We start from the raw sequence: 21,607 nt of genomic DNA, 5'->3' as shown, positions 1-21,607 counted from the left end.
CGGCTACCGTCATGATTAAGAGGAATTTTCTATGATTGAAAAATTGAACGGTACCACCGAAACTGTAGACTTTACACTCGCTTCCAATATCCGGTTATATCACAACAATTCAGCGGAAGACTTCCCGTTACACTGGCATGTCCCCGGGGAGATTATCTGCCCGATCCAAAACACCTATAATGTGACCGTTGCAGACGAAATTCTTTATTTGAAACCCCATGACATACTGTTCATCGGCTCAGGGGAATTGCACAGCATTACAGCTCCAAAGGAGGGCGAGCGGTACATTTTGAATTTTAGTACCGCAATGTTTGAGCAGTTCCACGAGCTTGCGCTTTTTTTTGCCACCCTGCATCCCTTCAAGCTGTTACGCTATCAGGATCAACCGCAGTTCAACGACCAGCTTCTGGCCCTGATGACCCGGATGGAAAAAGAATACTTTGGTGCGGCGTTCTTTCGGGATTGCGAGTTGTCTTCGCTGATGTTGCACTTTTTCGCAATCATAGGCCGCAAGCTCCATCAGAATGCACCGCATGAAAACATCTCTTCCCTGCGGCAAAAAGAACAGCAAGAGCGTTTTTCCATGTTATGCAATTACATTAATGCTCACTGCACAGAAGATCTGTCTTTGGACGAATTGGCCAATGAAGCAGGATTCAGTAAGTACCACTTCGCAAGGCTTTTTAAAGAAATAACAGGGACCACCTGCCACAACTATCTGTTAGGGCGACGGCTTCTCTTTGCCAAAACCCTGTTAGCAGACTTTTCGCTCCCCATCACAGAAGTTGCCATGCGTTCAGGATTCAATTCGTTGGCCACGTTCAATCGCATTTTTAAATTTCAAATTGGCTGCACACCCAGCGAATTCAGAAAATTGGGGCTTGGTTTTTCTGCGCCGCAAGAATAATGGGCACCGAACAGGCAACTTCCCTGTTCGTCCGCCCCCCTTAGAAGGGTTCGCACAAAAGTTTCTGTGAACGCAATCATAGCAGGCGTTTGGGCATAGATTGAAGAATCTTCACCAACCTTTGTGCAGCCTCGATTCCGTCACCGGAATGATTGGTCCGGCCAAAACTAAACCGAAGTGTACACAATGCATTACGAGCCGCAGTTCCCCCCAGGGCCAGCAATACATGGGAGGCATTGCGGCTCCTTGTGTTATCGCACGCAGCACCCGGTGAAACACACACGCCGGCCACATCTAGTCGGTAGGTAAGATTCTGACCCTCGTAGCCTGGCAGCCCCACGCTAACCAAACCAGGCAAGCCTGCTTTGGTACTATTGAAATATACTTCCGCCCAAGATTGACGAAGTGTTTGGCAAAATTCTTCTGCTAACATTCGTTTGAATGCGGCATGCTGCTCCATCTGTTTGCAGGCTAGTTTGAGCGCGCATGCCAGCCCTACAATCTGAGCTACCGGTTCCGTTCCGGGGCGTAATCCGCTCTGTTGTTCGCCACCAAAAATTAAAGGCTTCAACAAAGCAGGATTTCGTGCATACAGGAAGCCTATGCCTTTGGGGCCGCCAAATTTATGCGCGGAAGCACTGAGAAAATCGATGCCGTCTAATACTACGGGGATATGCCCGATTGCCTGTACAGCATCCACATGGAGCAATACACCTTTTTTTTGACAAAGGGTGGAAATGGTAGGGATATCCTGAATCGTGCCTACCTCGTTGTTGGCGTATTGAATGGTCACCAATCTGGGCTGCCGTTCCAGAGCCCGCAGCAAAGCAGGCAAATCTATTTTCCCTTCTTCGCTGACCGGCAACGTATATACAGCTATTCCGCTATTTTTTAGCGATGCGCAGGCTCTACCGACTGAGTGATGTTCAATAGGCGTAGTGATGACTTCTCTGCTACCGATGCCTGCTCTGCTGGCACCGCTCAGGATTGCCCACGTATTGCTTTCGCTGCCGCCGGATGTGAAAAAGATTTGTGATGCGCTGCATCTCAGGCATTCTGCCACACTTTGGCGCGCTCGCTCTACTGCTTGATGCGCAGCAATTCCGCTTCGATACAAGGCTGCCGGATTGGAAAAATCCTTAGTAAGCCAATAACACATCGCTTCCCAGGCTTCCGGTTCAAGCGGGGTCGTAGCAGCGTGATCTGCGTAAATCGTATCACTCATCAAATCATCTCCAACAAACGGAAAGATGGGGTTCAGGAGGGGACATCAGTCGGAGATAACAACTTTCTCCTTTTGATGCAGCAGGATGTTGAGTGGTTTCTGTCCCGTCAGCAGGATGCTGCGTGCATCGGGCTGGCTTCCTCCCAACCAAACGGTGTATTCACCCGGTAGCACTTCCGAAATGCCCTCCTCGTTGCAAAGAGCAAAAGCACACTGCGGCAGATGCAGCGTAATGCACTTTTCTTCCCCGGGCATAAGGTCCACTTTGCCCAGCGCTTTCAGCTGCGCATTCGGTGTGCCGGGGCGTTCTGCCTTGACATAAACTTCAACGGTTTCACGGCCGCGGTACTGCCCGTCGTTGACTACCGTTACCCTTACATCCACACCGTCCGGCCCAATCTGTGCAGCATCGGCTTTGGCATCACGGAAGGTAAAATGACTGTAAGAAAGGCCATAACCGAAGGGGTAAAGCGGCTCTTTTTCCATATAGCGATAGGTGCGTCCCTTCATTGCATAATCCGTGAATGCAGGCAAATCCTCATCCGAATGATAAAAAGTGACCGGCAGCTTACCCTGCGGATTGCATTCCCCGAACAAAGCACGCGCTACGGCCCGACCGCCCTGGGCACCGGGGTACCATGCCTGCAGAACAGCGGCTGCCCCTTCCTGCGCAGTGCCCAAGGCTAACGCACTGCCGCTCAGCACCACCACCACCACAGGTTTTCCGCTCTCGATGCAGGCTTTTAGTACAGACTCCTGGTTTCCCGGCAGAGAAAGAGACTGCTTGTCGCCGCTGGCAAACTGGTTTCCCTGGTCGCCTTCTTCGCCTTCCAGGCCCGCATCCAAGCCCAGGCAGCAAATCACCACATCACATTCCGCACATACGCCGCGTACTTCGCTGATAAGCTCATTGGATTTTGCCAGTCCCTGGATTTTATCTGCATACAGATGGCACCCCTCAGAGTAGCGAACCTGCACATCTTCTCCCAGATACTCCTGGATTCCATCCAGAACCGTCACATACCGGGATGCGGTTCCCTCATAATTGCCGACCAAAGCCTTGCGGTTGTCCGCATTCGGGCCGACCACTGCAACCCGATGCAGCTTGCTTTTGTCCAGCGGCAAGGTATGGTTTTCGTTTTTCAGCAGAACCAGAACCTTCTCGGCCACTTCCAGGTTCAGGGCCTGCATTTCCCGGCTATCTACCGCATCATACCCGATTTTGTTGTAGGGTACCTTCTCTTCCGCATCAAACATGCCCAATTTCATGCGGGTCGTAAACAGCCGGACCAGGCTTCGGTCAATCGTTTCCTCTTTTACCTTGCCTTCTGCCACAGCTTCTTCCAGATACGCGTACAGATCGCCGCAGTTGAGATCACACCCGTTGTTTACGGCCAGGGCCACGGAATCCACCGGGCCGGACGTGACCATATGCCCTTCATGGAAATCCTTGATTGCCCAGCAGTCGGACGTAACATGCCCCTGGAAATTCCACTTTCCGCGCAGAATGTCCACAAGAAGGGTTTTGCTGCCGCAGCACGGTTCACCGTTTGTGCGGTTATAGGCACCCATGACTGCTTCCACCCCGGCTTCCTTTACAAGTGCACGAAAGGCCGGAAGGTACGTTTCCCACAAATCTTGTTGGGAAACTTTGGCATCAAAATAATGTCTCTGGTCTTCCGGACCCGAATGGACTGCAAAGTGTTTGGCACAGGCAGCGGCGCGCAGATAGTCCGGGTCATCGCCCTGCATACCTTCCACAAAGCGTACGCCCAGGCGAGAGGTCAGGTACGGATCTTCGCCATAGGTTTCGTGGCCTCTGCCCCAGCGTGGGTCACGGAAGATATTTACGTTAGGGGCCCAGATCGTCAGGCCCTTGTAGATATCCCGATCCTGATAGCTGCGATACATGTTGTATTTACCACGCGCTTCCACGCCGACGGCTTCCCCGACCTGGCCCAGCAAATCCTCATCAAAAGACGCAGCCAGACCAATTGCCTGCGGAAATACGGTTGCCGTTCCGGCGCGTCCCACGCCATGAATGCCCTCGTTCCACCAGTTGTATGCAGGGATGCCCAGACGCGGAATGGCCGGAGCCCAGCTGAGCATCTGGCTGATTTTTTCTTTCAGCGTCATTTGTGCAACGAGCGCGCGTGCCCGCTCCCGGTATTGTTCCAGTTTTTGGTTACGATCTTTCATTTTGTACGTACCCCTTTCTTCTTATTTTGTATCATTAGCGCACAACGCCAAAGCCAAGGATTGTGAAGGTCTTACCTTCATCCTCCGGCGCCATGCAGATTTCTATGTGGTGCTTGCCGGCGGTTTCTTCTGCGAACAGAATTGTTGCGTGGCAATGGGTCCATCCCACTTCCCTCGGGTCATAATAGGTGACGTGCTGCCCGTCTACTGTAACGCGGATTCTTCCAAAATCCAAGGATGCGCTATCTTTAAAAACCAATTGGAGCGATTTGCACACCAACTCCATTTCAAAAGGCTTTTCCCCGTGTTCTTTTTTCCAGTTGTAAGGGAACTGCGCTGTAGTGCAAGCGTCATCGTCCAAGGCAACCGCCTGCAACTCTTCATCGGTACCGGTAAAGCTTCCCGGGTCCACAGAGATGTCAAACGGCAAGTTGCCGCGGTCATACGCCTGCATCGCAGAGAAGTAGAAACTGTAATAGGGCGGCGCTTCTTTTGCAGGTGCCATACTCTGTTGGGCATCCAGACGCTGTAACAGATACATCAAGCAATCCTTCATGATGCGATGTCCGGCGTTCGAAGGATGATAGGTATCATAGAAATATTGCCGCTTGGTAATCACACTCCGCTGCGCAGTCGTTGCTCCAAACTGGGGGCTGACCGCTTCCAGCACGTCCACCATGGGCAATTCATGCCGCCATCCCACGGGGGCCAACCGCTCTTTCAGATTCCAGTCATTTGCAAATACAGAAAACAAGAGAATAACAGCCGGTTCGCCGGGATCATTCCAAATGCGATGCACCAGACTTTCGTAGCAGCATCCATTGGTTTCATCCCCCAAATCATTTACAGCGAATTCTACCACGACCAGATCCGGGGATACCGTACCATTGCGTGTGACATCCCGATCATAGCGATTCAAAGCCAGCTGTGAGGGGGTTCCGCCTACCCCGGCTTTGATATAATTCACTTGATCGGGTGCAGAGGAATATTGATCCCGGATTGCTTCAAAGGTCAGACGGGCATAACACTTTTCCTGTTCGGGAACAGCTCCGGCCCCCTGTGTGATAGAACCGCCAAGAAAAGCCAGAGTCACCGGCTTACCAGCACGCAGGTCCTCCAGAACTCGCTTGATCCGTGCATTGTTCCCTGTACTCAAGCAAGATCGTGCGATCATTGCGTTATACTGCGGCGTATCAAATTCAACCGGCGGATCTGGATCAAATCGCGGCGCATGGTATCCGTCATGAAGGTAAAATTTGACCGTCACAAGGGCCGTGTCTTCTTCACAGGGGAGTTCTATCAAGAACTTGCCAGGAACAGCATCCGTATCTTGTTCCTCTACGCAAGCCATTTCCAGGATTGTTTCGACGCCGTTGGTACACAGAGAAATCTTGCCGCTGCCTCCTTCTGTGCCATGTTCTCCCGAAAAACACATGCTAAAGACGGTCGCTTTATCAGGCGCATCACTGACAACGCTCACACCAATGCTGTGAACCAACCGGCGGAAGCCTTTAGCTGTCTGCAGCATTTGCAGAATGTTCTCGTCCTGAACGCCACCCACGATTTTTGCGAATGTTACCAAACGCTCATCGTTCAAGAAAACAGGAAATCGGTTGGCTTGTGCATCGGAGCCCCCGCCGCCGACGGGCTTATCAACCAGAATATACAGAGCCTCTCGCTGAGGGATGGGATCCCGTGGAGCAATTCGTTGATCTCGCATATTCCCTTCACCTTTTCATGATAAAATTTTTGCTTTCTGGCAATTTTTCTCTATCATAAATCCTTATGTATGAGTGCGCTTCTCATTTTTTGCTATACGAATTCTTGTATTTTGCTTTTTTGTTTTCCGTAGCGGATTAACCGCTCTGATTGAAAAGTCAGCAATTTTCGATCAATTTGCTTATACCGCCAAGAAGACGCCACAACCCTGCCGCCATTCATAGTTGATTCTGATTTTGTAAAGTTGTTTCCCGTTTGCCCTTACTCCGCTACTGTTGCTACCATTTATTTAATTTAGAGAACCATGATGAAAAATAAGGATAGGCGAATGTTGCGGTTTCTTTTTGTTCCTCTGATTCTTGAAAAAGATGTAGGATGAAACAGTCTTTCTCATTTATTGCTGTATTCCAGAGAGTTTTCAAATGGCTGACAGCTTTTCGCCATACCCATGCATTTGTGCGCTTGCCATGCAATCGAAAAGCTGCTATAGTGAGTCACAAGAACAGCAGACCGAGTAAATCGGTTGCGCCTTACACGATTCAAAAGGAGCTGAAATTATTATGGAAGGCGCCTACTATAACGGGCAATATTTGAACAGACTGGAACGGCTTGGATATTCGCAGGCCGAAATTGACAACAAGCTGGAAAGCACATTTGAGGAGATGTTCTATGGTCCGGAGGGGGTTCGCCTTTGCCATTTTGCCGGACCTGACATGATGTACATAGAGGATACGGGGAACCACGACGTCCGTACCGAGGGCATGTCCTACGCAATGATGTTCTGCGTACAAATGAATCGCCAGAAGGAATTCGACTGCCTGTGGCGATGGGTCGTGACCCACATGTACCTCACCGAAGGGGAAAACGCCGGCTATTTTGCCTGGTCCTGTCATACTGACGGCAGCAAAAATTCCGATGGACCCGCCCCTGACGGCGAAGAATTTTTTGCCATGTCCCTGTTTTTTGCAGCCAACCGCTGGGGTTCCGGCGAAGGGGTACTGGATTACGCTTCCTGGGCACGGCGCATCTTGCACACATGTGTACACAAAGGCGAAGAAGCCGGTTCCGGATTTCCCATGTGGAACCCCGAAAACCATCTCATCAAATTCGTTCCCAACTGTGAATTTACCGATCCCTCTTATCATTTGCCGCATTTCTATGAACTTTTTGCTCTGTGGAGCGACGAATGCGACCGTCCTTTCTGGCATGCAGCCGCAGCGGCCAGCCGCCAGTACCTGCGCAAAGCCTGCCACGCCCGTACCGGATTGAGTGCCGAATATGCCGAGTATGACGGCCGCCCGCATCGGGGTGATCAGCCGGACCGTCACGACTGGTTCTTCAGCGATGCATACCGCACGTTGGGCAACATTGCTTTGGATGCCCAATGGTTCGGGGACAAAGACGGTTGGGCCCAAGAAACAGCTGCACATATTCAGCAATTTTTTGAAGAAAAGGAACACGGGCAAACAAACGGCATCTATCTGATCGACGGCACACCCGTTGAAGGAAATGCTCTGCATCCTGTAGGGCTTCTGGCTACCATTGCGCAGGGTTCCCTGATTCTGGATGACGCCTGCGCGGATGAATGGCTCCGCCGGTTCTTTAGCACTCCGCTCCGTTCCGGACCGCGGCGTTATTATGACAATTGCCTGTATCTTTTTGCGCTGCTTGCTTTAAGCGGGCATTACCGCATCTGGTTCCCGCAAGAAGCAACGGTATAATGTACCCTACCAAAAAAACGATTTTTTCCTTCCCCTTCGGTTTGCTTTTTTCCATGAACCGCAGTTTACTGGACCACACATTCAGGAGGCTATGTCAATGTTGATTTTCATTAACGGCAACCGCTCTGTCGGCACCATCAATAAAAACATCTACGGGCATTTTGCCGAACATCTGGGGCGCTGCATTTACGGCGGCCTGTATGTAGGCGAAGATTCCGAGATTCCCAACCAGAATGGAATGCGCACCGATGTTGTCAATGCTCTCAAAGAGCTGGATATTCCCGTCCTTCGGTGGCCGGGTGGTTGTTTTGCAGACACCTATCACTGGCAGGACGGCATCGGTCCCAAGTCTTCCCGTAAGACGCTGATCAATACCACATGGGGTGGTGTACGGGAGGATAATTCCTTTGGCACCCATGAATTTATGGAGCTGTGCCGTCAGTTGGGATGCGAAGCATACATCAACGGAAACGTAGGCACCGGCACTGTACAGGAAATGTGCGACTGGGTCGAATATTGCAACATGCCCGGCGTTTCCCCCATGGCGGACTTGCGGCGGCAAAACGGTCAGGATGCACCCTGGAACGTAAAGTACTGGGGAATCGGCAACGAAATGTGGGGCGGCGGCGGCAATATGCGCGCAGACTACTACTCCGATCTGTGCCGTCAGTATGCCAGTTTCCTACGGGACTACGATCCTTCCCACAAGATTTACAAAATTGCAAGCGGTGCCTGTGATTTCAACTACGATTGGACGCAACGGGTTGCTGAACTGACCGGGGCGCTGGTAGACGCTTTAAGCCTGCATTACTACACCATTCCCGGCAGCGAATGGGAGCACAAAGGCTCTGCCACCAAGTTCAGCCGCGAAGAGTATTATATTACCATGTATAAAGCCCTTCAGATGAAGGGGTTGATTGAAAACCACACCGCACGGATGCGGCAGGCCTGCCCCAACAAAAATCTGGGGCTTGTAATTGATGAATGGGGTACATGGCTTGATGTGGAGGAAGGAACCAACCCCCATTTCCTGTACCAGCAAAACGCTATGCGGGATGCCCTGGTCGCTGCAGTCAACCTGAACATCTTTGGCGATCATTGTGATTCCGTCGTCATGGCCAACATTGCACAAACGGTCAATGTGTTGCAGGCTATGATTCTTACCGACGGGCCGCGCATGCTTTGCACGCCCACGTATCACGTGTTCCATATGTTCAAAGGCCACCAGGGGGCTCGCCAGCTGGAAACTTACGCAGAAACAGCGCTCATCGGTGCAGACGGGGCAGACTGCAAGGTTCCCAATTTGCACGTTTCCGCCAGTGAAGACCATAACGGCAATGTGCTGGTTACCGTCGTCAACCTCAGCGATCATTCCTCTGTGCCTGTTGAAATTCACTGGGATGGCCTGAGCAAGTTTACTTCCATCACCGGTCAGGTTCTTAGCGGTGATGGTGCCGGCGCGGCTGCCTACAATACGTTCGATAATCCCCATCAAGTCGAGCCGAAGCCGTTGACAAACATAACTGTTGGTACCAACAGCTTTACTTCCCTCTTGCCCGCATGCAGCGTTGCTGCCTTTACTCTGAAAGCCTGATTTCCAGACCAAAGCAAAAGAGCGCCGGAGATGACTCCCGCGCTCTTCTGCTTTATTCTATGCCGTCAAACGGTTACTTTTTGCCGTCTGAATTCTCCGTAGTATCCTGAGACTGCTCCTGATTTATCTGAGAAGAGTACTGCCCCGAGCACTTCATGAAAACGCCATTTAAAACAAATGCATTTGCATAAGCGATCGAAGAGAACCCCAGCGCAAACCACAAAAACAGTCCATAGCGCAATGTGGTCTGTGTATACAGGGTAAATGCTACACATGCGCCTATCAACAACAACATGGAAAAGGTTTTGGGCAAAGAGGTCACAGACATGATAAACGCATTCCGTATGGTACCTAAAACCGTATTGTTGAATCTTGCAAGCAGCGGGAAAGCATATACGAAGGTCATCATATAAGCGATTGCTGCCACGGGAATCAAAATCTTAAAGATGCTGTTTTGGAAATTCCCGGAATGCCATAGAAGATAGATATCATAGCCCAGAAATCCCCCTGCGGCCCCAAAAAGAATTCCCATCAGTACGCCCTGGCGGAAATTTGCCCGGAATGACTTGAAAAAATTGCCGACCACCGGAGTGCCGTCTTTTTCACCCGCCATTTTTGTGGTGACATAATGTAAAGCCGTGATGGCAGGGCCAATGGTGACCACCGGAATGCAGCAAACCAGGAACAGCAGATTCAGGACAATAAGATCCCACACAACGCCCAGGGCGCGCATCAGGGGGCTGTCCGGATTAAAAACGCCTCTCAATGAGTTCTCCTCCTTTTTTTCAGGATGTAAATATTCACCAAAAACAGCGATTCAGATTGTACACTATTCAATCTGTTATTTGATTGACAATGGTTCTGCGGCTGAATTATACTGGCATTATACTTTGCACCGCTAAAAATAGCAAGGTCCTTTTGCAACATTCGCCGGTAAGGAGCTTTGTATGAACCGGTTTCATCATGTCAGAATCAAGCTGGAGAGTTTTCTCAATAACTTAAGCCTGAAGAAAAAACTTCGATATCTTTATTTTTTATGTATTCTGGTCCCCATATTTTTGACCGATATTGTAATTTTACATGCATTAACCAAGAACGAGCATGCCGAGCAGCTGCACCAGATGGAAAAAATAGCCAAATCAGTGCAGTCGATGCTTTCCGCCGCCACAGAAGATTCCGCGCTGATTTCTACCAGCCTGTATATGGATAACTCCCTCCAGGATTTTGTGAGCCGGCAATATGCCAGTCCCCAGGACTATTTTTCAAGTTACCGAGAATACATCCACAATTCTTTGCTGCAGGGTGTTTCCCGGATCACAAATTCCGTCATACGGGTGTATGCAGACAATGAAACCTTGATAAACGGCAGTGAATTTGCACGGTTATCCACCGTTTCGCAGGAGCCCTGGTATCAGCAGTATACTGCGGATGGCTACAGCCTTCGGCTTCTTTTTTCTTATGATGAAACAGATGGGCGCCAGGTGTTGTTTTTACGTGGGATGAATGGCCTTTACAGCGATAAGGCGGAGCGCCTTTTGTGTATTGAAATCAATTACAGCACGCTGGACCGCGATTTCCAGAACATGGGGTATAACTATTCAGTTTATGTATGCAGCGGTAACCGGATTTTGCTTACGAACGCAATGCCCAATTATCGTTGGCAGCCTTATGACACATTCTCCCCGTCTGATTCGGTAGGCTTGTCCCAGCATTTTACCCTTTACGGGGAAGATCTGGACATCTATGTGATGGAACCAATCGGCAACGTTTTAGCCCTGATTCGCCAAAACATCCATATCCTGATCCTGCTGCTGCTCCTGAACATTATTCCCCCGCAGCTTTTGATGAATCTGCTGGAGAATTCCATTACTTCTCGTCTTTTCCGTCTGGAAAAAGTCTTCAACCAGATAGACAGCGACGTGTTGATCAAGATTTCCGGGCCAAGCGGTCAAGATGAGATCGGCAGTCTGATGGACGACTACAACCGCATGGCTGACCGGATGAACAGCCTGATTGACACCGTCTACCGATGCCGACTGAAAGAGCAGGAGATGGATATTGCCCGGCAGAACGCAGAGCTGATGGCTTTATACAGCCAAATCAATCCCCATTTTCTGTTCAACGCACTGGAAAGCATCCGTATGCACAGCATCCTGAAAAAAGAAGAAGAAACCGCCGATATGGTACAGAAATTGGCCATAATGGCGCGCCAAAACGTGGATTGGTCCTCGGATTCCAATACCATTAAGCGTGAGCTGGCGTTTGTTGAAACGTATCTGGCCTTGCAAAAATATCGCTTCGGGGAGCGCCTTTCGTATCAAATCAATGCGCAGGAAGATTGCCAGAACATCCTGGTTCCGAAATTGACCATTACCACCTTTGTGGAAAATGCCTGCGTGCACGGTATTGAAGCAAAATCTTCTCCCGGTTGGATTTTTGTACGCGTGTATACAGAAAACGATGCGCTTTGCATGGAAATTGAAGATACCGGTGGCGGTATGGACAAGGCCGAGGCAGAACGTATTCAAGACCGGATGCGCAACGCCAGCCTGAAAATGTTAAAAGAAAAAGGACGCGTAGGCATGGTGAACACCTGCCTGCGCATCCGCATGATGACGGAGGATACTGCACAGTTCTCGGTGGAAAGCGAGCCGGGCATTGGAACACTTGTTTCGATTCGGTTCCCTCTAAACAAAGCAATAAGGGCGGAGTGACATGTTAAAAGTTATTATCGTAGATGATGAGCAGTTTATTGCGCAAGGTTTGCAGGCGTTGATTGACTGGAACGCCGCAGGCTATGAAGTGGCTGCCGTTCTGTCCGACGGACAGGAGGCTTTGGAGTACATAAAAAAGTTACCCGTTGACCTTGTCATCACCGACGTTATGATGCCAAAAATGACCGGACTTGAATTACTGGAAACTGTTCGCCGGGAGAATCTTTCCAACGCCGGTTTCGTGATTCTGAGCGGATACAGTGAGTTTTCCTATGCTCAAAAAGCGCTGCGCTACGGGTGTATCGACTATCTTCTCAAACCGGTGGAAAAGCAAGATCTGTTATCCATTCTCAGCAAATACAATAACATCTCGCAAAACAGCAAAATGGAGGAGCAGTACGAACTGGCCTATCAAGCCCGGTGTTTGATCTCGTTGCTGTTCGGCAAATATGATCCCAACGGCCTGGATTATCTGCATAAGCATCTGGATTTTTCGGACGGCGTTCGTTACATTGAAATTTCCGCTTGCCATTCTTCGGACAGCGAAGATGACGATGATGAGAACCACTTCCGTATGGTGCAGCGTGACCTGTACCAAAGCTGTGTGCAAATTTTAGGCGAGGACCGGAGCCGGTGTTTCTATGACGCTTCGCTGGATCGCGTTGGGTATGGGATTGCTTTTGTTTACAGCGGTGCGCTTGCCCGAAATGCCGGCTGTTCCGAAACACAGTATATCCAGGATTTTTATAAGAAATTGGGTGTTTCGATACAACACGAATTGCGATTTCTGGTTGGCAAAAAAGTGGACGATATCACCACTGTTTCTGAATCGTATGATACCGTCTGCGGGCTGAAAAACCTTTGCGCCTTCCGCCAGCAAAAATCGATCTATTATTACGAGGAAGAGTTATCGATTCCGCAAGAAAGAGCCGTTTTGTGCAAAGATACCCTGGATCAGTTGATTACCGCCATTGAACTAAATGAGCAGGAACGCATCGGCTCCGAAATAGACCATTTGTTTGCCGAAATGCAGCAGCGTGGCGTACATGACAAAGATATCAACCTGAACTTAAATTATCTTTTGTTCCGGCTTATGCATCTTGCATCCAATTTGGACAACGAAGCCAACCAGAAGGAAATGCTGCAATTTATCAGCGCGCAGTCTTTCCGGGAAGGAATTTCCCGCGGGAGCCGACAGCATCTGTTCCGCTTTGCACGCGAGTATGCAGACTACCTTTCCCTTCTGCGAAAAAGTATCTCCACCGATATTTTGGATTCTATCGACAAAGAAATTCAGGAACACTACTCGGAAAACCTGACGTTGCAGGGCTTGGGCAAAAAATACTATATCAACAGTGCATACTTAGGGCAAATCTTCCGCAAAAAATACGGACAGTCCTTTAAAAACTATTTGTGTTCTTACCGTATTAACGAAGCGTGCCACCAGCTATTGTACACAAACAAGCGGATCGGCCGCATTGCCGAAGATGTGGGCTATAAAGATGTGGATTATTTCCTTGGCAAATTTATCGAGCTGAAAGGCTGTACGCCTTCCCATTTTCGGAAGAGCAAAACCGAGAAACCACATTCTGAATTTCCCGGGAAATAATTCACACCAGAATAATCATACACTTGCTTTTCGTTTTTTGCATTCTTAAAAAACAACGATAAACCAAGCAAAAGTGCAGGCATGTTGCCTTCCAAAATACTTCAAGGACGGGGGACTGCCTGTCTTTTTTGTATCATTGTTTCGCTGTTTAGCGCGATTTCCTCTTACGTTGAATTTGCAAAGCTATAATTTTCAGGGGTTTTTACTAGAATTTGTCGGTTGTGTAAAACATTTTTGGTATATATACTTAAATCAGGTAAGCTCGCAAGGGGCGAAAAATCTATCTACAGGAGGCCAATTATGAAAGTAAAATTGTGGCGGCGCGTATTTGCGGCAAGTATGTCCGCGGCCATGCTGCTGGGCTTAACGGCATGTGGCGGCTCTGATTCCACCGCATCGTCCGAATCGGCCGATGGGATCAAAACATTTACGATGTTTATCGCAATGCCCGGTTCCGAAATCAATGATGACAACGAAATTATGAACATCATTGCCGAAAAGACCGGTGCCAAACTGAAAGAGACCTGGCTGACCGGCCAGACCGACGCAGAAGCCATCGGCACAATCATCGCCGGCGGCGAGTATCCGGACTTCATCAATGGCGGCGATGCCATGATGTCTCTTTATGACGCAGGCGTCCTGGTGCCCTGGGATGATTACCTGGAAAAGTATCCCAACCTGAAAGAGATGTACACCGACGAAGAGTGGGACAAGTTCCGCCAGGAGGACGGCAAAATCTATTGGGCCAACGTATTCCAGAACACCTATGGCGAAGATCGTGCCACCACCCATAACGATGAAGCCTTCTGGATTCAGGCGCGTGTTCTGGAATGGGCCGGTTACCCCGAAATCCATACCCTGGACCAGTATTTCGATCTGCTGGAAAGCTATGCCGATGCCAACCCCACCATGGCAAACGGTACCAAGAACATTCCCTACACGGCACTTTGCGAAGACTGGCGCTATTTCTGCATCGAGAATGCACCCCAGTTCCTTGATGGGTATCCCAACGACGGCTCTGTCATTGTAGACACGGATACGATGCAGGTGGTTGACTACAATACCACGCCCACTGCCAAGAAGTATTTCCAGAAATTGAACGAAGAATACCAGAAAGGCTACGTGGACGTAGAATTCGCCACCCAGACCTACGATGAATACATCGCCAAGCTTTCCACCGGCGCTGTGCTGGGCATGTGCGACCAGTGGTGGAACTTCGCGTACAATGTCAATGATGTTTTCAAACAGCAGGGTCTGGACGAGCAGGGCTGCAACTATGTTCCGCTGGGCCTGACCATTGAAGAAGGAATGGAAAACCGCTGGCACAACTACGCCGACACGTTGAACAACTCCAGCGGTGTGGCGGTTACTACCAGTTGCTCCGACATTGATGCAGCCTTTAAGTTCATGAATGACCTCCTGGACCAGGAGATTCACGATCTTCGCTACTGGGGCGTTGAAGGAGTAGACTATCTGGTGGATGAAAACGGCATGTATTACCGCACCGAAGAAATGCGGATGCAGTGTTCGGATCCCGCCTATCAGGCCTCTCACATGTGCAACTATTCCTACATGCCGCAGTGGCTGGGCACCAGCCGGGACGGCAAGAACGCCATGCAGCCCGACCAGCAGGCAAGCGAATTCCTGGACAGCCTGTCCACCCCCCTGCAGAAACTGTTTGAAGCCTACGGCGTAGACAGCTACGTTGATCTGATCGGTTCTGTGAAAGAAGAACCGGGCCCCTGGTTCCCGATGTATTCTTACTCCGGTTCAATGACTACCGAAACCCCCGGTGGTGTTGCCTGGGTCAAGATGGGCGAAGTCAAACACGAATGGCTGCCCAAAGTTGTTATGGAGCCTGATTTTGAAACCACCTGGAATGAATACATGACTGCGTACAACGCAGCCAATCCGCAGGATTTCTTGGCAGAAATGCAAACTGAGCTTGAGCGCCGTGCCGGTCTTTGATGCCCGTTATTGCAGGCGACACAGACGTTGACACATACAAGTGGCCACGGCTGCACGGTGTAGCCGTGGCCACTTTTTTATGAATGCATTCAACCCGCAAGCTCCTTAAACGTTAGTTTGCAACACATGATTCGCCATACACGTTCCTTAGGAGGACTCGCCAATGAAAAATCCATCAAAGCGTACTATATGGGAAGAGATTTCACGCCAGAAATTTCTGATGGTCTGTGCGGCTATCTTTTTTGTATACGGCATCGTATTTTATTACGTTCCACTGGCAGGCTGGGTAATGGCCTTTCAGAACTACAAACCCAAAGACGGCTTCTTCTCTCAATTCGTAGGACTGGAAAAGTTTAAATTCCTGTTCTCTGACGAAGTCTTTTTGCGTGATATCCGCAACACTCTGGCCATGGGCGTTCTCAATCTGGTGACCACCTTTTTAATGGCCATTATCTTCGCCATCCTGCTGAACGAAGTACGCAACATGTTCGGCAAAAAGCTTGTTCAAACGATTTCCTATCTGCCCCACTTCCTCTCCTGGATCATTGTCACCGGTATTCTGCACGATGCGCTGTCTTCCTCCGGTATCGTCAATGAGCTGCTGGTGAACCTGGGCATTCTGGATTCGCCCGTCAACTTCTTCGCCAATCCGAGTTATTTTTGGCCAATCGTTGCATTTGCCAATGTTTGGAAGGAAACCGGCTGGAATGCCATTGTCTACCTGGCCGCCATTACCTCCATCGATCCCAGCCTGTATGAGGCAGCCACTCTGGATGGTGCCGGCCGGTGGGGCAAAATCTGGCACGTCACGCTTCCTGGCATCAAGTCCACCATTATGATTCTGCTGATCATGAATGTTGGCAACGTATTGAATGCAGGCTTTGAAGTCCAGTATCTGCTTGGCAACGGCCTGGTCAAGAGTGTTTCGGAAACCATTGATATCTACACCTTGACCTGGGGCATCAGCCAGAACGATTATTCTTTGGGTACTGCAGCCGGTATCTTCAAGAGCGTCGTTGCAATTATTCTGATTCTCGGCGCAAACTGGATTGCCAAACGTGCCGGTGAAGACAGATTGTTCTAAGGGGAGGGTACACATGAAAATCAAATCATCCACCATGGACAAAGTCTTTGTTACCTGCAATACCATTTTCCTGGTTTTGTTCGTCACCATTACGCTGTATCCTGTTCTGAACACGGTGGCGATTTCTTTCAACGACGGTATCGACGCCGTACGCGGTGGCATCCATCTGTGGCCGCGCATCTTTACGCTCTCGAACTATAAAACGGTTCTGAATCAGCAGAACATCATCACCGGTGCAGTGGTTTCGGTGGCCAGAACTGTGTTGGGAACCATCTTCGCCCTGGTAACGAACGCACTTTTGGCCTACGTCGTCAGCCGCAAACGCTTTTTGTTCCGTTCCCAGCTGTCTTTGTTCTGGGTCATCACCATGTATGTGAACGGCGGTATGATCCCCACCTTGGTTTTGTACCGCAACCTGAACCTGACCAACACTTTCTGGGTATACGTCATTCCGGGCATGATCAGCGCATTCAACGTTCTGGTTCTGCGCACTTACATGGAAGGTCTGCCCAGCGCGCTGGAAGAATCCGCCATGATTGACGGTGCCAACGATTTCACCATCTTTACCCGTATCATCTCGCCCCTGTGCAAGCCGGTGTATGCCACCGTCGCCCTGTTCGTAGCTGTCGGACACTGGAACTCCTGGTTCGATGCTATGTTGTACAACCGGATGAACGCCCAGTATACGACCCTGCAATATGAGTTGATGAAGCTTCTTTCCTCTGTCATGCAGCAAAGCGGCAGTGCCACCACCGGCGGCAACACAGCTGCCGCAGCCGTCACGCCGGTTACCGTGCGTGCCGCCGCTACTGTGGTGACGATGCTTCCCATCATTCTGCTTTATCCCTTCCTGCAAAGATACTTTGTATCCGGCATGACCATTGGCAGTGTAAAAGAGTAAAATCCTTTTCCTGCCATCCGCCCCTGTTTTCCAGTGCCTGTAACACGAAAAGTCAGTTCGGCGGCACCCTTCAATAGCTATGGCCGCTGCATCTGTTTTTCCTCTTGGATGCAGCGGCCATAGCTCTATATTTTTGCATGCAGAACATCACCCCTTTATACCTGGAGGTTTTCTATGCTTTCCGTTAAAAATCCTATCATGACAGGCTTCTTTCCCGACCCTTCGATTTGCCGGGTAGGGAACAAATTCTATACGGTTCATTCGACATTTGCGTATTTTCCCGGCGTGCCGGTTTTTGAGAGCGAAGATCTTGTCCACTGGAATTTGATCAGCAATGTGCTCGATCGTGATTCTCAGGTTCCTTTGTCCGGCTGTCAGCATTCCGAGGGGATTTTTGCCCCTACCATTCGTTACCATAAGGGCACCTGGTATATGATTACCACCAACGTGTCCGACCAAGGAAATTTTATCGTCACTGCAAAAGATCCGCGCGGCCCCTGGTCCGAGCCTTACTATTTGGGTGAGTCTACCGGCGGCATTGATCCCAGTCTCTTTTTTGACGATGACGGTACCTGCTATTATATCGGCCAACGGCCGCGTTCTGCCGGGTACCGCTACAATGGCGACTGCGAAATTTGGATTCAAACTCTGAATCTGGACACGATGCAGTTAAAGCCCGATGCCACCATTGTACTTACCGGATTCCAGCGCAAAGCCATTTGGCCGGAGGGACCTCACCTGTACAAAAAGGACGGTTACTATTACATTTTGCATGCGGAAAGCGGTACTTCCATCCACCACAGCGTCATGATCGCGCGCAGCAAAAATGTGTTTGGTCCCTACGAGTACTGCCCCTGCAACCCCATCCTGACGCATCGCCATTTGGGAGCCCAATATCCTGTTACCTGCGTCGGTCATGCCGACTTAGTGGATGACGGAAACGGCAACTGGTATATGGTTGTATTGGCTTGCCGGCCGAACCAAGGGTACACGTTGTTGGGGCGTGAAACCTTTTTGGCAAAGGTCACCTGGGAAGATGGTTGGCCGGTTGTAAATGCGGGGGTCGGTCATCTTGAAGAAGTAGTCACGCTGCCTTACGAGGGGCAGCCTTCTGAAGACGTACCCCAATGTAAAACCTATACGTTTGATACACCTTCTCTGCCGCTGGAATTGCTGACTTTGCGCAATCACCGCGATCACGAACTGGAACTGCACGCAGAAGAGCATATTGTTCGTCTTTTCCATCGTTGCGACAGCTTGAAGGATTGCGGTGAGCCTGCATACCTCGCGCTGCGTCAGCAACACTGGAATTGCGAATTTGAAACCAGCTTTATCCCGCATTTCTGCAAAGAGAGTGATTGCGCCGGTATTGCCATGGTTCAAAGCAACGAAAACCATCTACGGGCAGAGTGCTATCCCCAGGATTCGGGGATCAAACTTGTTGTTTCTCTTTGCAAAGATGGTGAAGACAGCTGTTTGGCGCGAATGGATATGTCGGCTGCAACCCCCATCAAACTGAAGTTGCGCGTAGAAGGGCTTGTGGCCAGTGTTCTTTACCAAAGCAATAGTGAATGGAAACCGGTTGCCTACGACATTGATCTGCGCTCTTTAAGCACGGAACATGCCGGCGGTTTTGTCGGCTGTACACTGGGGTTATATGCTTCCGGCAATGGAGAGGACGCTGGTGGTTATTCTGATTTTGAAAGAATGACCTATCGCGAACTTCCCACCAAGTAATCCTTCACGAATCATTCGGTAGCGGCTGCCAAATGGGGAGAGAATGTCCAACCGGCGAGGAGCCCGCCCACAAATAAAAAGCCATCGAATCCGCGAAAAGCCCAGCGGATGTGGGTGTTTGGAAACCGAATCTCCCGGATCGATACCTGCGTAACCCGTCCATACTCTTCCCTATCGCAAATACAAAAAGCAGACCCTTGGACTCACGGGTCTGCTTTTTGTATGCACGATTCATTTACAAAACGAAACGCCTGATTGCTCCGCAACACAATAGGCTTATGCAGTAGCGCAGGACATCAAGATTCGTAGTTCCGGTGTATGTGATGTACTGCAAAAAGGACTGCGGATGTCTTTTTCAGTGGAAGAAGTTCTAGGCAGAACGATTTTTGAACTGAATCAATTTGTGACTCAATACTGCGAACGAAAAGATAGCGTGTGAGATAAAGGGGATTCTATGTAAGCAGGAGGTGATAGCGTTTTGGAATTGAATGAATTTCTTTTGCTTCTTTCCCTCTTTGGTGGCACGATATACGCTTCCGTTTCTCTGACCATTCAAGTGTTGGAATACTGGAAAAAGAAAAAGGACTGACGCCGGTTACGTCAGTCCATCTTTGCTGTTGTGCACAGTGACCACTTTTCTGACCATTCAAGTGCTGGAATACAGGAAAAAGAAAAAGGGCTGACATAATGGCATCAATCCATCTTCCCTGTTATACACAGTGACAACAAAAAGAAAAGAGTCAGCAACTTACGTTGCTGGCTCTTTCTGGTGCACCATTCCCATCCAAAAACGAACTGAGTACTTCTTCCAGAGATACCGGGCGGCCGCCCTGCTGGTAGTTGAAATTCACCGCGATGCGGTCATCGAACAGATAGATGGAATTGATAAAGCAGTCGATAACCTTTTCCTGAAAGGCAATATCCGCCGGGTCACCGTGGCGGAACTGATCGAACCAGAACAAAATCTGTTCCCGTGTGATGGGCGGCTTCTCGATCTGCTCCTGCAGGATGCTGGTTTCCAGCGCTTCACGCTGCTGTTCCAGTTCCTCCATCCGCGCCTTGGTGGAGGGCGTCAGGATTCCCTGCTCGATGGCTGCCACCAGATTGTCGATGCGGCGCTTGACCTCTTTCAGTTCTACCTGCAAAACCGGAAGACGGGTGTTTTCTTTGCTCTGGTATTCCAGCAGCTTGTCCGCCAGCAGGTCGATGACCCGGTCATTCAGCACCTTTTCCAGTGCCGTCTGCACCACAAACTGCTCCAGCGGTTCCTTGCGCACCGGCTTCAGGCTGCAAGCCTCCCTGCCGCTGCGTTTGCGGGTGCCGCATTTATAGTAATAGTGAATCGTGCCCGTGTGGCTTCTGCCGCTCTCCCCTGCCATCATGGTGCCGCACTTGCCACAGAACAGCTTGGTGGTCAGCAGGTAATGGACATCCGCCTTGTTGTGGGCCGGTGCCTGACGGTGAATCTCGCACCGGCGCTGGACCGCATCGAAACAATCCGGGTCGATAATGGCCGGGATGGCATCCGGGATGACGGTATCTTTATAGCGGTATTCCCCCAGATACCGGCGATTCTTGAGCAGCGTCTGGAAACTGTTCTTGGTAAACGGGTTGCCCCTGCTGTTGCGGATGCCGCGGGCGTTCATCGATTCGATGATACTGCGGATGCTCTCCCCCGCCGCGTACCGTTGGAACGCTTCCTGCACCACCGGTGCGGTGGCCGGATCAATCTGGTAGTGATGCTCGCTGTCGATGCGATAGCCCAGCGGCACCGGGCCGCCGTTGAACTTGGCCTTGAGGGCATTCTCCTTGTGACCACGGCTGACCTTCTCGGCCAGCTCCGCCGAATAGTACTCGGCCATACCTTCCAGCAGGCTTTCCAGCATGATGCCCTCCGGCGTGTTGGAGATGGGTTCTGTCACCGACACCACATGGACCCGGTTGTTTTTGAGGATGCGCTTATAATGGGCCGAGTCGTACCGGTTGCGGGAAAAGCGGTCCAGCTTCCACACAAGCACCGCTTCAAAGGTGTGGGTGGCGCTGTCGTGGATCATCTGCTGGAACTGCGGGCGGCTGTCGGTCTTGGCGGACAGTGCCCTATCGATGTAGGTCCGCACCACAGTGATGCCGTTTTGGTCGGCATACTCCTTGCATTCCCGCAGCTGACCTTCAATGGATTCCTCCCGCTGGTTGTCGCTGCTGTAACGGGCATAGATCACGGCATTCATG

General features: G+C 50.4%; 14 protein-coding genes. 9 read left to right on the top strand and 5 right to left on the bottom strand.

Features of this window, described 5'->3' with window-relative positions; translation table 11 throughout:
* Nucleotides 1-31: 31 nt before the first annotated feature.
* Nucleotides 32-907: a cupin domain-containing protein gene (locus AC127K_RS10015; RefSeq protein WP_483720474.1), complete on the top strand. Its 876-nt coding sequence runs from the start codon at nt 32-34 to the stop codon at nt 905-907.
* A 76-nt stretch (nt 908-983) separates the two neighbouring features.
* On the opposite strand, the gene AC127K_RS10010 is transcribed toward AC127K_RS10015, so the two are convergent.
* The 3 genes from AC127K_RS10010 to AC127K_RS10000 are packed head-to-tail and all read right to left on the bottom strand — an operon-like array spanning nt 984 to nt 6,051.
* Nucleotides 984-2,132: a cysteine desulfurase family protein gene (locus tag AC127K_RS10010; protein ID WP_483720473.1), complete on the bottom strand. Its 1,149-nt coding sequence runs from the start codon at nt 2,130-2,132 to the stop codon at nt 984-986.
* Nucleotides 2,133-2,177: 45 nt separating this feature from the next.
* The gene (locus AC127K_RS10005; RefSeq protein ID WP_483720472.1) at nt 2,178-4,331 is read right to left on the bottom strand and encodes a glycoside hydrolase family 3 C-terminal domain-containing protein; all 2,154 of its coding nucleotides are present in this window, start codon (nt 4,329-4,331) and stop codon (nt 2,178-2,180) included.
* A 34-nt stretch (nt 4,332-4,365) separates the two neighbouring features.
* On the bottom strand, nt 4,366-6,051 hold the full coding sequence (locus AC127K_RS10000) for an SGNH/GDSL hydrolase family protein (RefSeq protein ID WP_483720471.1): 1,686 nt from the start codon (nt 6,049-6,051) through the stop codon (nt 4,366-4,368).
* Between the two features lie 559 nt (nt 6,052-6,610).
* On the opposite strand from AC127K_RS10000, the gene AC127K_RS09995 reads away from it, so the two are divergent.
* The gene (locus tag AC127K_RS09995) at nt 6,611-7,771 is read left to right on the top strand and encodes a family 8 glycosyl hydrolase (protein WP_300282329.1); all 1,161 of its coding nucleotides are present in this window, start codon (nt 6,611-6,613) and stop codon (nt 7,769-7,771) included.
* Between the two features lie 97 nt (nt 7,772-7,868).
* Entirely contained in the window at nt 7,869-9,365 is a 1,497-nt protein-coding gene (locus AC127K_RS09990) for an alpha-N-arabinofuranosidase (RefSeq protein ID WP_193503327.1), read from the top strand.
* A gap of 73 nt (nt 9,366-9,438) precedes the next feature.
* Here the strand turns inward: AC127K_RS09990 and AC127K_RS09985 are convergent, their stop codons facing one another.
* On the bottom strand, nt 9,439-10,131 hold the full coding sequence (locus tag AC127K_RS09985) for a YesL family protein (RefSeq protein ID WP_483720470.1): 693 nt from the start codon (nt 10,129-10,131) through the stop codon (nt 9,439-9,441).
* A gap of 181 nt (nt 10,132-10,312) precedes the next feature.
* Here AC127K_RS09985 and AC127K_RS09980 point away from each other — a divergent pair, with 181 nt between their 5' ends.
* The 6 genes from AC127K_RS09980 to AC127K_RS09955 all read left to right on the top strand — a co-directional run bounded on the left by AC127K_RS09980 (nt 10,313) and on the right by AC127K_RS09955 (nt 19,378).
* Nucleotides 10,313-12,079 (top strand): sensor histidine kinase, encoded by a 1,767-nt coding sequence (locus AC127K_RS09980; protein WP_483720469.1) that lies wholly within the window; start codon nt 10,313-10,315, stop codon nt 12,077-12,079.
* A 1-nt stretch (nt 12,080) separates the two neighbouring features.
* Nucleotides 12,081-13,688, top strand: a complete 1,608-nt coding sequence (locus AC127K_RS09975) for a response regulator transcription factor (protein WP_483720468.1) — start codon at nt 12,081-12,083, stop codon at nt 13,686-13,688.
* A gap of 444 nt (nt 13,689-14,132) precedes the next feature.
* Nucleotides 14,133-15,656, top strand: coding sequence for a type 2 periplasmic-binding domain-containing protein (locus tag AC127K_RS09970; protein ID WP_483720467.1), 1,524 nt, complete (start codon nt 14,133-14,135; stop codon nt 15,654-15,656).
* A 163-nt stretch (nt 15,657-15,819) separates the two neighbouring features.
* Nucleotides 15,820-16,740 (top strand): ABC transporter permease, encoded by a 921-nt coding sequence (locus tag AC127K_RS09965; protein ID WP_483720466.1) that lies wholly within the window; start codon nt 15,820-15,822, stop codon nt 16,738-16,740.
* Between the two features lie 13 nt (nt 16,741-16,753).
* Nucleotides 16,754-17,641 carry a carbohydrate ABC transporter permease gene (locus AC127K_RS09960; RefSeq protein WP_483720465.1) on the top strand — a complete coding sequence of 296 codons (888 nt, stop codon included), beginning with the start codon at nt 16,754-16,756 and terminating at the stop codon, nt 17,639-17,641.
* Nucleotides 17,642-17,815: 174 nt separating this feature from the next.
* Nucleotides 17,816-19,378: a glycoside hydrolase family 43 protein gene (locus AC127K_RS09955; RefSeq protein ID WP_483720464.1), complete on the top strand. Its 1,563-nt coding sequence runs from the start codon at nt 17,816-17,818 to the stop codon at nt 19,376-19,378.
* A gap of 740 nt (nt 19,379-20,118) precedes the next feature.
* Here AC127K_RS09955 and AC127K_RS09950 read toward each other — a convergent pair.
* Nucleotides 20,119-21,606 (bottom strand): recombinase family protein, encoded by a 1,488-nt coding sequence (locus tag AC127K_RS09950; RefSeq protein WP_483720462.1) that lies wholly within the window; start codon nt 21,604-21,606, stop codon nt 20,119-20,121.
* Between the last annotated feature and the right edge of the window lies 1 nt (nt 21,607).

The organism is Subdoligranulum sp. DSM 23681, assembly GCF_057005535.1.
The sequence above is the reverse complement of the archived record's forward strand: the minus strand, read 5'-3'. Positions and strand labels throughout refer to the sequence as shown.

What these genes read in the sequence shown, in the direction of transcription:
- AC127K_RS09995 (WP_300282329.1), top strand. Translation starts at nt 6,611, where the DNA reads ATGGAAGGCGCCTACTATAACGGGCAATATTTGAACAGACTGGAACGG.
- AC127K_RS09975 (WP_483720468.1), top strand. Translation starts at nt 12,081, where the DNA reads ATGTTAAAAGTTATTATCGTAGATGATGAGCAGTTTATTGCGCAAGGT.
- AC127K_RS10010 (WP_483720473.1), bottom strand. Translation starts at nt 2,132, where the DNA reads ATGAGTGATACGATTTACGCAGATCACGCTGCTACGACCCCGCTTGAA.
- AC127K_RS10015 (WP_483720474.1), top strand. Translation starts at nt 32, where the DNA reads ATGATTGAAAAATTGAACGGTACCACCGAAACTGTAGACTTTACACTC.
- AC127K_RS09960 (WP_483720465.1), top strand. Translation starts at nt 16,754, where the DNA reads ATGAAAATCAAATCATCCACCATGGACAAAGTCTTTGTTACCTGCAAT.
- AC127K_RS09990 (WP_193503327.1), top strand. Translation starts at nt 7,869, where the DNA reads ATGTTGATTTTCATTAACGGCAACCGCTCTGTCGGCACCATCAATAAA.
- AC127K_RS09970 (WP_483720467.1), top strand. Translation starts at nt 14,133, where the DNA reads ATGCCCGGTTCCGAAATCAATGATGACAACGAAATTATGAACATCATT.
- AC127K_RS10000 (WP_483720471.1), bottom strand. Translation starts at nt 6,051, where the DNA reads ATGCGAGATCAACGAATTGCTCCACGGGATCCCATCCCTCAGCGAGAG.
- AC127K_RS10005 (WP_483720472.1), bottom strand. Translation starts at nt 4,331, where the DNA reads ATGAAAGATCGTAACCAAAAACTGGAACAATACCGGGAGCGGGCACGC.
- AC127K_RS09955 (WP_483720464.1), top strand. Translation starts at nt 17,816, where the DNA reads ATGCTTTCCGTTAAAAATCCTATCATGACAGGCTTCTTTCCCGACCCT.
- AC127K_RS09950 (WP_483720462.1), bottom strand. Translation starts at nt 21,606, where the DNA reads ATGAATGCCGTGATCTATGCCCGTTACAGCAGCGACAACCAGCGGGAG.
- AC127K_RS09965 (WP_483720466.1), top strand. Translation starts at nt 15,820, where the DNA reads ATGAAAAATCCATCAAAGCGTACTATATGGGAAGAGATTTCACGCCAG.
- AC127K_RS09980 (WP_483720469.1), top strand. Translation starts at nt 10,313, where the DNA reads ATGAACCGGTTTCATCATGTCAGAATCAAGCTGGAGAGTTTTCTCAAT.